This window comes from Streptosporangium sp. NPDC000563 (assembly GCF_040299985.1).
In the GTDB taxonomy this organism is placed as follows: domain Bacteria; phylum Actinomycetota; class Actinomycetes; order Streptosporangiales; family Streptosporangiaceae; genus Streptosporangium.
On record NZ_JBEPDA010000028.1, the window covers coordinates 72,116 to 86,685 of the forward strand.

A 14,570-nucleotide genomic window follows, 5' to 3' on the forward strand; every position below is an offset into this window, starting at 1 on the left:
CCGGGCCCCGTTCCGGCACCGCGAGGCCCCGTCCGTCGCAGGATCGTTCGATCGTGTCGCCGTCACCGGCGTCCGTGGTCAAGACGGCTATGGCAGCCTCTGCTCGATCCAGACGATCTTGCCCTTCGGGGTGAGGCGTGATCCCCAGCGGTGGGCGAGCCAGTTGATGAGGTGCAGGCCGCGGCCGGTGTCGCTGGTGGTGGACGCCTCCCGCATGACCGGCTCGGACACCGATCCGTCGGACACCTCGCAGACCAGGGTGGGCCCGCGCAGCAGACGCAGCTCGACCTCGCCCCGGCCGTGCTCGACCGCGTTGGCGACCAGCTCGCTCACCATGAGCTCGGTGTTGTCACTGAGCGAGGACAGTCCCCACTCGTCGAGCGTGGCCCGGACGAAACGGCGGGCCTGGGAGGCGGAGCGGGGGTCGGAGGGCAGTGACCTCTCCGCGAAGTCCTTCTCCGTCAGCTCCGACACCCTGGCGAGCAGGAGGGCGATGTCGTCCCGCTCGTGTCCGGGCCGCTGTGCCCTGATCGTGAGGTCGCAGACCTCCTCCAGGTCGTGGTCGGGGCCGGAGAGCAGACCGCGCAACGCGTTGATGCCCTCCTCGATGTCCCGGTTGCGGCTCTCCACCAGGCCGTCGGTGTAGAAGGCGAGCACGGTCCCGCCGGGAAGCGTGAACTCCCGCATCTCGGCGGGCTCGTTGCCGATGCCCAGGGGGAGCCCCGGCGGCAGCTCCAGCAGTTCGGTCTCGCCGTCGGGCTGTACCAGGATCGGCGGCACGTGTCCCGCACAGGCGATCGCGCACCGCCGCGTGACGGGATCGTAGGTGGCGTACACACACGTGGCGATCTGGCTGGCGTCCAGGTCCTGGCTCATCAGGTTGAGCCGGAACAGCACGTCGGCCGGGCTCAGGTCCAGGCTGGCCAGCGTGCGCGCGGCCGTACGGAGCTGGCCCATGGTGGCGGCCGCCCTGATGCCGTGCCCCATCACGTCGCCGACGACGAGGGCGACCCGGCAGCCGGGCAGCGGGATCACGTCGTACCAGTCGCCGCCCACCCCGACCAGGTCGCTGGCCGGCAGGTAACGGGAGGCGATCGTCAGGCCCAGAGGCTGGGAGAGGTCGACGGGCAGCAGGCTGCTCTGCAGGGTCAGCGCGGTGCGGCGCTCGCGGTTGTAGAGGCGCGCGTTGTCGAGGCAGACCCCGGTCCTGGCCGCAAGTTCCTCGGCCAGGTTGACGTCCTGCTCGTCGAAGGGCTGGCTGGTGGGTCTGCGGGTGAAGATGACGAAGCCCAGCACCCGGCCACGCGCCTTCAGCGGCACCACCAGGAACGAACTGTCCTCCAGCACCTTCGACACCGAGTCACGCTTCCAGAACCGCCCGATCTCCTCGGCGGTCCTGCGCCCCAGGCGCGGATAGAGGATCGGGTTGCCGGTCGCCATGCACCGGGCGTAGGGGGTCCAGGCCTCGTAGACGGCGACCTCGTCCACGGGAAACGCCCTGGCGTACTCGCCGGGAGAGGGATCGGCCACGCCGACCGCGATCCGCCGCACCAGCGCCGAGCCGTCGGTGGTCTCCTGGGGAAACTCTCCCTCGGTCACCAGCCGGTCCTGTACGAGGATGCCCGCCGCGTCCGCGAAGCGCGGCACGGCGACGTCCATCAACTCCCTGCCGGTCTCGAACACGTCCAGTGTGCTGCCGATGCGTTTGCTGGCGGCGTTGAGCAGGGACAGCTGCTCGTGCATGGACGCGGGACTGCCCATCCTGAACCCTGGCGTGGCTGGATTTTTTGTGACAAAACGGGACTTCACTCGCTCCACCGGGGTGCGGGAACCGGCGTCCACCAGGTTTCCAGTTCGAGGTCTTCTGCGATGGCGTTGGCGCCGTTGTATCCGGGGGCCGCGGAGACCGAGCCGCCCGGGTGACTGCTGGCGCCGCAGAGGTAGAGGCCGTCGACGGGGGTGCGATACTGGCCCATCTCGGGGACCGGGCGGTTGCCGCCCAGCTGGGACGGCTCGTAGGCCCCCACGTGATGACTGCCGCGCACCATGTTGACGCAGTGCCGCTCGATATCGAGTGGTGAGAAGACCCGTTTACCCAGGACGGCGCCCCCCGTGAGGTTGGGGGCGTATTCGGCCCACTCGGCGAGCAGCCGCTCCCCGACCTCCTCGCGCCGCAGGTCCCAGTTGGCCGGGTCACCGCCGAGGTCGTACGGGGCCCACGGCCACCAGAACGCCACGTGCTTGCCGGCGGGGGCGTACGAGGGATCGAACAGCGAGGGGCACGCGCCGTTGCCGGCCAGCCGCTCGGGCAGCTCCCCCCGGTGGATCTGGTCGAAGGTGCGGCCGAGCTGCTCGCTGTCGTCGGCGCCGAGCACCACGAGGAAGGCCCGGTCCACGTCGGGCTCGAACTCGGCGGCCCGGTAGCGTGGCGCCTCGCCGAGCGCGAGGTGCAGGGTGACGAGGCTGTGCGCGGCCCACCTGTAGTCCTCGACCTTGGCGGTGATCTCCGCGCCGAAGTTCTCCGGACCGGCGAGCCGTACGGTCTGGGGGGCGTCCACCGCGCTGGCCACGAACCTGCGGGCGGTGAGCACGTCGCCGGTGGCGAGCCGCACCCCGGTGGCCCGCCCGTCGTCGACCAGGATCCGCTCGACGTGGGCGCCGGTCACCACGGTGCCGCCGTGCTCCTCGATGACGGCGCGCAGCGCGCTCGCGACGTTGGCCGCGCCTCCCACCGGCACCCCGAGCCTGGCGATGCGCGACAGCAGCCGGGGGAAGAAGCCGCCGGTGCCGGGAACGTTCTCGATGGAGATCGCGTGCAGGAAGGACTTGAACAGCACCCTGACCTGGTCGCTCTCGAAGTTCCTGTCGACGGCCTCGTACAGCGAGAGCGGCATGTAGCTCATCATGTCGCGTCCCAGGTCGCCCTTGATCCGCTCGGCGAGCACCGGCGGCGGCAGTGGCCTGGAGTACAGGAAGCCGTTCATCAGCCCTCTGGCCGCCTCGGCGTAGCGCTCGTACAACTCCAGCCAGCGCGCGGCGTCGGCCGTGGAGAAGCGGGCGAAGGACTCGGCGGTGCGCTTGGGGTCGGTGTAGACCGTGATCGCCCGGCCGTCCCTGAAGACCGTGGCGTGCTGGGTCTCGGGGTAGATGTAGCGCAGGCCGTAGCGCTGAAGCTCCAGGTCCGCGGGGACCGGGCCCTCCTCCAGGAAGTGGTAGCTGCTGTGAGTGTTGTGCCGGAACCCCGGGAGGGTGAGCTCTTGGGTGCTGCAACCGCCACCCGCGACGTCGTTGCGCTCGACGACCGCGACCGACAACCCCGCCTTCGCGAGGTAGGCGGCGCACGTGAGGCCGTTGTGACCTCCGCCCACGATGACGCCGTCGAACTCCGACACTTTCCCTCCAGGGGCAGTCTGACTTCTGGTTATGGAGGATTGTAAAGAATGATCTACATGCGAACCTCGTGTTTAACAGAGATTCATAGATATTTCCATACGAACTAGGACTTGTCGGTGTTGAGGTGGCGGAGCAGGCGTGCCAGTTGCTCCCCGTAGCGCTCCCCGAACTCCTCCGAAGCCGGATCGTCCCCGCAGATCGCGCGGACCAGCTGCGGGAATATCGCTCCGGCGTCGGCCGCGGCGAAGAGCATCAGGAGCAGGTACGCGGGGTCCAGGTCGGCGGGGAACTCCCCCTCCGCCTGCCGCCTGCGCAGGTCCTCGACGTTGTCCCGCATGTCCCTGAGCAGCGCGGAGTCCTCCTCGCCGTCGTCCTGCAGTCCACCCCAGATGAGGATCCTGGCGAGGTCGCGGTCACGCACGGTCGCGGTGACGTAGCCGCGTACCAGTTCGGGCAGCGTCGCCGGCGGCGACGTCCCGGCGAAGGTGCTCTCCTTGCCCTGCCAATCCGCCGTGAGCGCCTTGAGTAACCCTTCCTTCCCGCCGAAATAGTAAGAGATGAGCTGTTTGTTCACTCCGGCTCTGGCGGCTATCTCACTCACCCTCGTTCCGGCGAATCCCTTGGCGGAGAACTCGGCCTTGGCCGCCTCGACGATGCGTCTCTTGGTGCGCTCGGGATCGCGCCTGCGCTCCACGGCTCCAAGGGGGCGCTCCCGCTCCCGCGGGATCTGGAGGAAGGTACAGATCGACGAGGCGGGTCTTCCGGCGTTCCACTTCCATGATCTCCGGCACGTCGGTAACACCTTGGCATCGGACAGCGGGGGGAGCCCCGAAGAGCTGATGACCGGAATGGGACACTCCTCCACTCGGGCGGCGCTCGTCTACCAGCACGCGAGCAAGGACCTGACCAGGCCATCGCTCGGGCGCTGGGGAAGAAATTCAAGAAAACCCGCGAAAACGGGTCCAGAAAACCATCGGGCACGCAGCGGGCACGGAAGTTCCTGAAGTTTTGGCGAAACGTGAAAGGCCAGGTCGCCGCGTATGGGCTGACCTGGCCTTTCATCATCTGAGCGGACGACGGGAATCGAACCCGCGTAGCCAGTTTGGAAGACTGGGGCTCTACCATTGAGCTACGTCCGCGCGAGCCGGCGTCAGTCTGGTCTAGACTTCATCCGTTCGTCAGGGCGTAAGCGTACCGGAGTTCCGGAGCGTGCGCGCACTCGACCTACGGGGTGTGGCGCAGTTTGGTAGCGCACCTGCTTTGGGAGCAGGGGGCCGCAGGTTCAAATCCTGTCACCCCGACACGTGCCGGGCATCGGTTTCGACCGGTGCCCGGTTCTTCGTTCAGGAGGGCGAGTGGCTCTTCGCGGCGCGCGTGGGACGGGCGGGTCACGCGCGTGGGACGGGAGGGGCAAGGGTGCCCGCGGAGAAACGCGGAAATGATCCCGCTGTGGGGAGAACGTCAGGAGTGAGGGCTGAAGAAGGCCCAGACGGCCTTGCCGCCGCAGTTGAGGTGATCCCAGCCCCAGCCCTGGCTGTAGGTCTCCACGATGTAGAGGCCCCGGCCGTTCTCCGAGACGAAGTCGGGCTCCTTGGGCGTCGGCACCTCGTTGCTCGGGTCCGTCACGGCGAGGAGCACGTGGGGAGAGAGGTGCACCAGGACGAGCGTGATCGGGTTGATCTCGGTCCGGCCGGGCGGGCACAGCGCGTAACGGACCGCGTTGGTGACGAGTTCCGAAACCACTAGCGCTGCGTCATCGCTGAGTTCCGCCAGCCCCCAGTCGTGGAATGTGGAACGTGTCACGTCCCTGGCGGTCTTCACCGAGTCGGCCTGATTGGGCAGGGGACACGCGGTGGCGCCGGAGTGGTTGGCCTCCAGTAGCTCGTCAAAGCCCACCTGGCGGGTCGCCTGCAGGTAGTCGGCAGCCGATTTTGGCTCCTCCACCATCCTGCCGGTACCTCCCGCTGTCATCGTGAGTCTCCGTACTACTTGAGAGTTTTCAGAGCTTGTGCACCATAAGCCCAATATGCACTAGGCCATCATGGGTCACCGACACGTCCGCTGCAAGACCCAAATGCACGTGCAGTTGCAATGTGCAGCCGCATGGGCGGTTAGGACGTCGACTTGGCGAATTGGGCAGGGAGTTGAGACCTTGTCATAGCGGCCGGAAGTAGTGACACTGTGTGCGCTGGCCCAAGTACAGAGGGAGGCGAAGTGACGCAGGTTCAACCGGGATCGGGTCCCACAGCTCTGCGCATCCTTTTAGGCTCCCAACTGCGTCGCCTGCGTGAGGCCAAGGGGCTGTCGCGCGAGGAGGCGGGCCATCTGATCCGCGGATCCGAGTCCAAGATCAGCAGGATGGAACTCGGCAGGGTCGGCCTGAGGGAACGCGACGTGGCGGACCTGCTCACCTTCTACGGGGTGGAGGACGAGCAAGCCCGGTCGGCGGTGATGGATCTGCTGCTCAGAGCCAACGAGCCCGGCTGGTGGCACCGGTTCAACGACCTGCTGCCCTCATGGTTCCAGACGTACGTCGGCCTTGAGGAGGCGGCCTCCCGGATCCGTACCTACGAGGTGCAGTTCGTGCCGGGCCTGCTGCAGACGAAGGAGTACGCCAGGGCGGTCATCACCGCGGGGAGCGCCGGCATCGCGCCCGAGGAGATCGCCCGCCGCATCGATCTGCGCATGCAACGCCAGCAGGTGCTCGGCCGACCCGACGGCCCCTTCTTCTGGGCCGTGATCGACGAGGCCGCCCTGCGGCGTCCGATCGGCGGCGCGGACGTCATGCGGGCCCAGCTGGAGCATCTGCTCGACCTCATGCGGCAGCCGAACATCACGATCCAGGTCATGCCCTTCAGCTTCGGAGGTCACAGCGCGGAGGGCGGCGCCTTCAGCGTGCTCCGCTTCAACGACAGCGAACTCCCCGACGTCGTCTACGTCGAACAGCTGGCCAGCGCCCTTTACCTGGACAAGCGTGAGGACGTCGACCGCTACAGCGAGGTCATGGAGCGGTTGTGCGCGGTCAGCACCACGCCCGGCGAGACGAACGACATCCTGCGGCGGATCATCAAGGAGGACTGAGCGGCCATTGGTCGCTCCCTGGTGCCGCTCTGCCCTAGACTGGCCAGCGGCGCTGAACACCCGCCGCTGTGGAGCATGCCCTAATCTCGCGTGTCTCGACGGCTGTGCCAGGTGCCGCTCATGTGGGCGCGGCGCGCGAGCTTGCCGCGGTAGCCGTTAAGTCCTGACGCGCCCGCGATCACTCGAAGCTTGATCAAGGAGACGACCCCGTGAAGACCGCTGTGGAGGAGCTCAGCCCGACCCGGGTAAGGCTTACCGTCGAGGTGCCGTTCGAGGAGCTCGGCGAGAGCCTGCAGGCGGCGTACAAGAAGGTCGCGCAGCAGGTGCGCGTCCCCGGGTTCCGCCCCGGCAAGGTTCCGGCTCGCATCATCGAGCAGCGGTTCGGCCGCGCCGTGGTGCTGGAGGAGACCCTCAACGACGCGGTGCCCAAGCTGTACGGCCAGGCCGTCGACGAGAGCGACATCTTCCCGGTCAGCCAGCCGGAGATCGAGGTCACCAAGATCGAGGACGGCCAGCAGGTCGAGTTCACCGCCGAGGTGGATGTTCGTCCCGGCTTCGAGGTCCCCGACTACCAGGGCATCGAGGTGACCGTCCCGGTCTCCGAGGTCTCCGAGAAGGACATCGAGGAGCAGCTGAACGGCCTGCGTCAGCGTTTCGCCACGCTGACCGGCGTCGAGCGCCCCGCGGCCTCCGGTGACTTCGTCGTCATGGACCTGGCCGCCGCGATCGACGGCGTCAACATCGAGGAGCAGCAGGCCAACGACGTCTCCTACGAGGTCGGCGCCGGCTCGGTGCTGCAGGGGCTGGACGACGCACTGGTCGGCCTGTCCGCGGGTGAGACCAAGGAGTTCACGACCAACCTGGTCGGCGGCGAGAACGCCGGCGAGGAGGCAGTGGTCACCATCACCGTCAAGAGCGTCAAGGAGAAGGTCCTCCCCGAGCTCGACGACGAGTTCGCCCAGCTCGCCAGCGAGTTCGACACTCTCGACGAGCTGAAGGCGAGCATCAGCGAGACGGCCCGCCGCAACAAGCTGATCGACCAGGTCGTCCAGGCTCGCGAGAACGCCCTCGCCGCCCTGCTCGACAAGATCGACATTCCGCTGCCCGAGAGCGCGCTCAAGGCCGAGGTCGACAACCGCAAGCACAACCTTGAGCACCAGATCGCCGAGAGTGGCCTGAGCAGGGAGGCATATTTCCGCCTCTACCAGACCACCGAGGAGGAGCGCTTCGCGGAGTTCGACGAGAGCGCCGCCAAGGCGCTCAAGACGGGCTTCGTCCTCGACAAGATCGTCAAGAGCGAGGACCTCGGTGTCAGCGAGCAGGAGCTGACCAACTTCGTGGTGCGCCGCGCCATGCAGATGAACGTCGCGCCCAACACGCTGGCCCAGCACCTGGCCGACAACGACCAGCTCACGCTGGCCATGGTCGAGATCGTCCGCGACAAGGCCAAGAGCGTCGTCGGCGACGCCGCCAAGGTGACCGACGAGGCCGGCAACGAGGTCGACCTCAAGGCCATCTACACCGAGATCAACGGTGAGGAGGTCTCCGAGGAGGCCGACGACACCGAGGTCGAGACCGCCGCCAAGTAGTTTTCGGCCGAGCGGGAGACCGGATTCGTCCGCTGCCCCCCGCCGCCCGACGCCCCCGCCGCGCTCCGCGTGGCGGGGGCGTCTTCGTCCCCGGGTGAGGGTGCGCGGGCCGCAGGGCGACGCCTGGAGGTCTCCGGAATCTCCCCGGCCTTCTGCTCTGCCCCAGAGCTTCGAGGGCTCCTGGGCCCTCTGAGAGCCGTTGAGGGATCTCGTGGCCCCAACCTGTCGCACACCTTCCTGCGCATGCCCACCTTCAGCCTCTCCGGCGAGCGGCGACACGCCGTGGAGGCTCCGGCCTCTCAGCCCTCGCAGGGATGCACGACAGGGGAGCCGCGGACGTGGTGGGGAGGCGGCGGGCAGCATGCGCCGTCAGCGAACAGTGCGTTGAGGAGGCATGTCCGGTAGGTGGCGCGCGTTAAGGTCACAAGCAAAGCCAATCGATTACGACGCATCGGAAGGTGACGCTGTGACCAGCCCGCCGACCTTCTACCAGCCGACCGGCTCCGGGCCCGAGTCGATGAGCCAGCCGACCGGCTCGTTCAGGCTCGAAGACCAGCTCTACCAGCGGCTGCTGCGTGAGCGCATCATCGTGCTGGGCACCCAGGTCAACGACGAGATCGCCAACCGGATCTGCGCCGAGCTGCTCCTGCTCGCCGCGGACGACTCAGAGCGCGATATCTGGCTCTACATCAACTCGCCAGGCGGTTCCGTGACCGCTGGTATGGCGATTTACGACATGATGGAATATGTGCCTAACGATGTGTGCACGGTCGCGATGGGTCTGGCCGCCTCCATGGGCCAGTTCCTTCTGTGCGCCGGCGAGCGGGGCAAGCGATACGCCCTGCCGCACGCCCGCATCATGATGCACCAGCCTTCCGGCGGCATCGGCGGCACCGCCGCCGACATCGCCATCCAGGCGGAGCAGATGCTCTACGTCAAGAAGACCCTCGCCGAGCGCATCGCGTTCCACACCGGCCAGAATCTCGAGCAGATCGAGGCCGACTCCGACCGCGACCGCTGGTTCACGGCCGAGGAGGCCAAGGACTACGGCTTCATCGACCAGGTCGTGCGCAGCGCTCGGCAGGTGCCCTCCACGGGCGCCGTCTCCTGAAGGGGCACAAGGTGAGTGAGTTGATCCGGCCGGGAGACATCAACGGCCGCTACGTTCTTCCGTCCTTCACCGAGCGCACGTCCTACGGCATGCGGGAGATGAACCCGTACGCCAAGCTCTTCGAGGACCGCATCATCTTCCTCGGCGTGCAGGTGGACGACGCGTCAGCCAACGACGTCATGGCGCAGTTGCTGACCCTGGAGTCGCTCGACCCCGACCGCGACATCAGCATCTACATCAACTCGCCGGGCGGTTCGTTCACCGCCATGACGGCGATCTACGACACGATGCAGTTCGTCCGGCCGGAGATCCAGACGGTCTGCCTGGGCCAGGCGGCCTCGGCGGCGGCGGTCCTGCTGGCCGGCGGCACGCCGGGCAAGCGCTTCGCCCTGCCGAACGCCCGCATGCTGATCCACCAGCCGTCCACCGAGGGCGGCGGCCAGGGAAGCGACATCGAGATCCAGGCGCGCGAGATCCTCAGGATGCGCTCGCAGATGGAGATGATCATCGCTCAGCACTCGGGCAGGGCACCGGAGGCGGTCCGCAAGGACATCGAGCGGGACAAGATCCTCGACGCCGTCGAGGCGAAGGAGTACGGGCTGATCGACGACATCATCCCGTCCCGCAAGAAACTCGCGAAGGCCGTAGCCTCCTAACGAGGCATATCGCACCGGAACCGTGCCGAATCAGGCACGTTCCGGTGCGACTCGCCGCTAGGGGGCTCACTGAGGGCTCAGAAGACGGTAACGTCGAAACCTAAGCGGGATGACTTTTCGATCGGGTATCGGGCCGGTCGGAAGAAACGGACCGCGGTAGCCAGGGCGGTCCCACGCAAAGGAGTATCTGGGGTGGCACGCATCGGCGACGGGGGAGACCTGCTGAAGTGCTCTTTCTGTGGAAAGAGTCAGAAGCAAGTCAAGAAGCTCATCGCCGGACCCGGCGTATACATCTGCGACGAGTGCATCGACCTCTGCAACGAGATCATCGAGGAGGAGCTCAGCGAGTCCTCTGAGCTCAAGTGGGACAGCCTTCCCAAGCCGAGGGAGATCTACGAATTCCTCGACGCCTACGTCATCGGTCAGGACCAGGCGAAGAAGGCTCTCTCCGTGGCGGTCTACAACCACTACAAGCGGGTGCAGTCCGGCGAGCGCGGGCGTGACGACGGCATTGAGCTGTCCAAGTCCAACATCCTGCTCCTGGGCCCCACCGGTTCCGGCAAGACACTGCTCGCCCAGACGTTGGCGAAGATGCTGAACGTTCCGTTCGCCATCGCCGACGCCACCGCCCTGACGGAGGCGGGCTACGTGGGCGAGGACGTCGAGAACATACTGCTCAAGCTGATCCAGGCCGCCGACTACGACGTCAAGAAGGCCGAGACCGGCATCATCTACATCGACGAGGTCGACAAGATCGCTCGTAAGAGCGAAAATCCGTCGATCACCAGGGACGTCTCCGGCGAGGGCGTGCAGCAGGCCCTGCTGAAGATCCTGGAGGGCACGACCGCGAGCGTGCCGCCACAGGGCGGACGTAAGCATCCGCACCAGGAGTTCATCCAGATCGACACCACCAACGTGCTGTTCATCTGTGGTGGGGCCTTCGCCGGTCTCGAAAAGATCATCGAGTCCCGGGTCGGCCGCAAGGGGATCGGTTTCAACGCGATCATCCGCTCCAAGGAGGACATCGACAGCGCCGACATCTTCGAGAACGTCATGCCCGAGGACCTGCTGAAGTTCGGCATGATCCCCGAGTTCGTCGGCCGGCTTCCGGTGATCACGAGTGTCCACAACCTCGACCGTGAGGCGCTCATCCAGATCCTCACCGAGCCGCGTAACGCCCTCGTCAAGCAGTACCGCCGGCTGTTCGAGCTGGACAACGTCGAGCTCGAATTCACCGACGACGCGCTGGAGGCCATCGCCGATCAGGCGATCCTCCGAGGCACCGGCGCCCGCGGCCTGCGGGCGATCCTGGAGGAGGTTCTCCTCTCGGTGATGTACGAGGTGCCCTCGCGGCAGGACGTGGCGCGAGTGGTGATCACCCGCGAGTCGGTTCTGGAGCACGTCAATCCCACGCTCGTCCCGCGCGACCAGCTCAACAAGCAGCAGCGGCCGCCGCGGGAGAAGTCGGCGTAGAAGTCCGCGCGAGCCGCTCCAGGCTCGCACGAGTGGTGCCCCCGTGGATTCTCCCGCGGGGGCACCGCCTGTTTCCGGCTGACCGACTCCCGCGACGTATCCGGTTGAGGCCGCCGATGTCCCTCTCCGCCCCTGCTTCGTATCCGCGGGTATCCGCCGATCCTGGTCACCTGTTCGCCGGGGCCCGCGGGTGCCTGCTTCGTATCCGCCGGTGTCCGCTCGGTGTTCGTCGGCCTGCAACAGGGAGGGGAGCATCTCGTTCGCCGGAAGAAGTCACAGGAGAAGCGATCCATAGGACGGTCCGTGGGACGGGGGACACGCGGACATCCCTAGACTTGGGCATCGTGACGACGCCAGAGCTGCCCACCCAGTACGCACCCGCCGACGTGGAGACCCGGAGCTACGAGCGCTGGGTATCGGAGGGACACTTCACCGCCGACCCGAGCAGCGAGCGCGAGCCGTACAGCATCGTCCTGCCTCCGCCGAACGTGACCGGTGTCCTGCACATCGGCCACGCCCTCGACCACTCCATCCAGGACGCGCTGACCCGCCGCGCTCGCATGCGCGGCCAGGAGACGCTCTGGCTGCCCGGCATGGACCACGCGGGCATCGCGACCCAGAACGTCGTCGAGCGCGAGATCGCAAAGAACGGTCTGTCCCGGCACGACCTCGGCCGTGAGGCGTTCGTCGAGCGCGTCTGGCAGTGGAAGGAGGAGTCCGGTGGCCGGATCCTCGGCCAGATGAAGAAGCTCGGCGACGGTGTCGACTGGTCGCGCGAGCGCTTCACCATGGACCCAGGTCTCTCCCGCGCAGTGCAGACGATCTTCAAGAAGCTTTTCGACGACGGGCTCATCTACCGTGCCGAGCGCATCATCAACTGGTGCCCGCGCTGCCTGACCGCGCTGTCGGACATCGAGGTCGAGCACAGCGAGGACGAGGGCGAGCTCGTCTCGATCCGCTACGGCGACGGCGACGACTCCATCGTGGTCGCCACCACCCGGGCCGAGACGATGCTCGGCGACACCGCTGTGGCGGTGCACCCCTCCGACGAGCGCTACGCGCACCTGATCGGCCGCGAGGTGGAGCTGCCGCTCACCGGTCGTCGCATCCCGATCGTCGCCGACGAGCACGTCGACCCGGCCTTCGGTACGGGAGCGGTCAAGGTCACCCCGGCGCACGACCCGAATGACTTCGAGATCGGGCGACGCCACTCGCTGCCGTCCTTGGCGGTCATGGACGAGCGCGGGGTGGTCACCGCACACGGCCCGTTCCAGGGGCTCGATCGCTTCGAGGCCAGGCCCGCGGTGGTGGCTGCGCTCCGCGCGGATGGAAGGATCGTCGCGGAGAAGCGCCCCTACCTCCACTCGGTCGGGCACTGCTCGCGCTGCAAGACCGTGATCGAGCCCCGGCTCTCGCTCCAGTGGTTCGTCAACGTCTCGCCCCTGGCCAAGGCGGCCGGCGACGCGGTCCGTGACGGCCGGACGAAGATCCACCCGCCGGAGTTGGCCAAGCGCTACTTCGACTGGGTCGACGACATGCACGACTGGTGCATCTCCCGGCAGTTGTGGTGGGGGCACCGTATCCCGGTCTGGTACGGCCCGGACGGCGAGGTCGTCTGTGTCGGCCCTGACGAGCAGGCGCCCGAGGGTTATGTCCAGGACCCCGATGTCCTCGACACCTGGTTCTCCTCGGGGCTCTGGCCGTTCTCCACTCTCGGCTGGCCGGACAAGACGCCGGAACTGGCGAAGTTCTACCCGACCTCCGTCCTGGTGACCGGCTACGACATCCTGTTCTTCTGGGTGGCCCGGATGATGATGTTCGGCATCTACGCCATGGACGGCGAGCCGCCGTTCCGGACCGTGGCACTGCATGGCATGGTCCGTGACCAGTACGGAAAGAAGATGTCGAAGTCGTTCGGCAACGTCGTCGACCCGCTCGACTGGGTCGAGCGCTTCGGTGCCGATGCCACCCGCTTCACGCTGCTGCGCGGTGCCAACCCCGGCTCCGACGTGGCGATCAGCGAGGAATGGGCCGGGGGTTCGCGCAACTTCTGCAACAAGATCTGGAACGCCACCCGCTTCGCGTTGATGAACGGCGCCGTGACGGGTGAGCTCCCGATCGAGAAGCTGACGGCCGCCGACCGCTGGATCCTTTCCAGGCTCCAGGAGGTCGTCGCGTCGGTGGACACCGCGTTCGAAAACTTCGAGTTCGCCAAGATCTCAGACCTGCTGTACCACTTCGCCTGGGACGAGGTCTGTGACTGGTACGTGGAGCTCGCCAAGATCCAGATCGCTTCCGGCCAGGAGCACACCCGGCTCGTGCTGGGTCATGTCTTCGACGCGCTGCTCCGGTTGCTCCACCCTCTGGTGCCGTTCGTCACCGAGGAACTGTGGCGTGCGGTCACCGGGCGTGAGTCGATCGTCGTCGCACCCTGGCCGACGGTTCAGGACTCGTTGCGCGACCCCTCGGCGGAGGAAGAGATCCTCGCCGTGCAGGGATTGATCACCGAGGTGCGCAGATTCCGTTCCGACCAGGGGCTCAAGCCTGGCCAGAGGGTCGCTGCGAGGCTCTCTCTCGCGGGTACGGCACTCGTGCCTCACGAAGGGGCGATCAGGTCTCTGCTCCGGCTCGACCAGCCGTCCGAGTCGTTCGCCGCGACCGCCAGTCTCGATGTGGCCGGAATCGCCGTGGAGATCGACACGGCGGGGACGATCGACGTGGCCGCCGAGCGTAAGCGGCTGGAGAAGGACCTCGCGGCAGCGCGCAAGGAGGCGGCCCAGGTCGCCGCCAAGCTCGGCAACGAGCAGTTCATGGCCAAGGCACCCGACGACGTGGTGACCAAGGTGCGCTCCCGTGCCGCGCAGGCGGATCAGGACATCGAACGACTGCTCGCCCAGCTGGCGGCGCTTCCGGCCGGCTGACCGGCTGAGGGGAGTTCGTGGCAGGGACTCGGGTCGACCTGGTGATCGGGAACTCGACCTGATGAGTGTCCAGGACAGGCAGCTGTCTTGACGAGAGCCCGGGGTCTCTTGACCCCGGGTTCTCGTGTTTGGGAGTTGGTGTCCCAGGGAAGACCTAGTTCTTACCGGAAAGTTGGTCATCGCAGCCCTAGGGGGCTGCTAGAGTTCTTCATGCAGGGCAGCGTCCTGCACTCCCTCTCTGAAAATCTCGACAAACCGGATGTGTCCGAGTGATTGGACAACGATCGGATGTTGGAGTAAGTTAGAGGGGTTGCCCTGGAAACGGGGTGGTCGCAATCCTAGCGGG

General features: G+C 66.9%; 10 protein-coding genes and 2 tRNA genes. 7 read left to right on the forward strand and 5 right to left on the reverse strand.

Going from position 1 to position 14,570, the window contains the following annotated elements:
• Positions 1–87 precede the first annotated feature (87 nt).
• From ABT352_RS36055 to ABT352_RS36070, 4 genes are all read right to left on the reverse strand, one after another.
• On the reverse strand, positions 88–1,761 hold the full coding sequence (locus ABT352_RS36055; RefSeq protein WP_350949516.1) for an ATP-binding SpoIIE family protein phosphatase: 1,674 nt from the start codon (positions 1,759–1,761) through the stop codon (positions 88–90).
• Positions 1,762–1,805: 44 nt separating this feature from the next.
• Positions 1,806–3,392 carry a phytoene desaturase family protein gene (locus ABT352_RS36060; protein ID WP_350949517.1) on the reverse strand — a complete coding sequence of 529 codons (1,587 nt, stop codon included), beginning with the start codon at positions 3,390–3,392 and terminating at the stop codon, positions 1,806–1,808.
• 104 nt (positions 3,393–3,496) lie between these two features.
• Entirely contained in the window at positions 3,497–4,087 is a 591-nt protein-coding gene (locus tag ABT352_RS36065) for a TetR/AcrR family transcriptional regulator (protein WP_350949518.1), read from the reverse strand.
• A 374-nt stretch (positions 4,088–4,461) separates the two neighbouring features.
• Positions 4,462–4,532, reverse strand: a tRNA-Gly gene (locus tag ABT352_RS36070).
• Between the two features lie 88 nt (positions 4,533–4,620).
• Between ABT352_RS36070 and ABT352_RS36075 the strand changes: the two genes are divergently transcribed.
• Positions 4,621–4,694 (forward strand) — tRNA-Pro (locus tag ABT352_RS36075).
• Positions 4,695–4,854: 160 nt separating this feature from the next.
• On the opposite strand, the gene ABT352_RS36080 is transcribed toward ABT352_RS36075, so the two are convergent.
• The gene (locus ABT352_RS36080; RefSeq protein WP_350949519.1) at positions 4,855–5,364 is read right to left on the reverse strand and encodes an ATP-binding protein; all 510 of its coding nucleotides are present in this window, start codon (positions 5,362–5,364) and stop codon (positions 4,855–4,857) included.
• A gap of 243 nt (positions 5,365–5,607) precedes the next feature.
• Between ABT352_RS36080 and ABT352_RS36085 the strand changes: the two genes are divergently transcribed.
• The 6 genes from ABT352_RS36085 to ABT352_RS36110 all read left to right on the forward strand — a co-directional run bounded on the left by ABT352_RS36085 (position 5,608) and on the right by ABT352_RS36110 (position 14,224).
• Positions 5,608–6,474, forward strand: coding sequence for a Sco1979 family transcriptional regulator (locus ABT352_RS36085; RefSeq protein WP_350949520.1), 867 nt, complete (start codon positions 5,608–5,610; stop codon positions 6,472–6,474).
• Between the two features lie 209 nt (positions 6,475–6,683).
• Entirely contained in the window at positions 6,684–8,063 is a 1,380-nt protein-coding gene (tig, locus tag ABT352_RS36090; protein ID WP_350949521.1) for a trigger factor, read from the forward strand.
• A 466-nt stretch (positions 8,064–8,529) separates the two neighbouring features.
• Positions 8,530–9,174 (forward strand): ClpP family protease, encoded by a 645-nt coding sequence (locus tag ABT352_RS36095; RefSeq protein ID WP_386206743.1) that lies wholly within the window; start codon positions 8,530–8,532, stop codon positions 9,172–9,174.
• Between the two features lie 11 nt (positions 9,175–9,185).
• Positions 9,186–9,830 carry an ATP-dependent Clp protease proteolytic subunit gene (locus tag ABT352_RS36100; protein WP_350949522.1) on the forward strand — a complete coding sequence of 215 codons (645 nt, stop codon included), beginning with the start codon at positions 9,186–9,188 and terminating at the stop codon, positions 9,828–9,830.
• A gap of 192 nt (positions 9,831–10,022) precedes the next feature.
• Positions 10,023–11,303, forward strand: a complete 1,281-nt coding sequence (clpX, locus tag ABT352_RS36105) for an ATP-dependent Clp protease ATP-binding subunit ClpX (protein WP_350949523.1) — start codon at positions 10,023–10,025, stop codon at positions 11,301–11,303.
• Positions 11,304–11,638: 335 nt separating this feature from the next.
• Positions 11,639–14,224, forward strand: coding sequence for a valine--tRNA ligase (locus tag ABT352_RS36110; protein WP_389984839.1), 2,586 nt, complete (start codon positions 11,639–11,641; stop codon positions 14,222–14,224).
• The last annotated feature ends 346 nt before the right edge of the window (positions 14,225–14,570 follow it).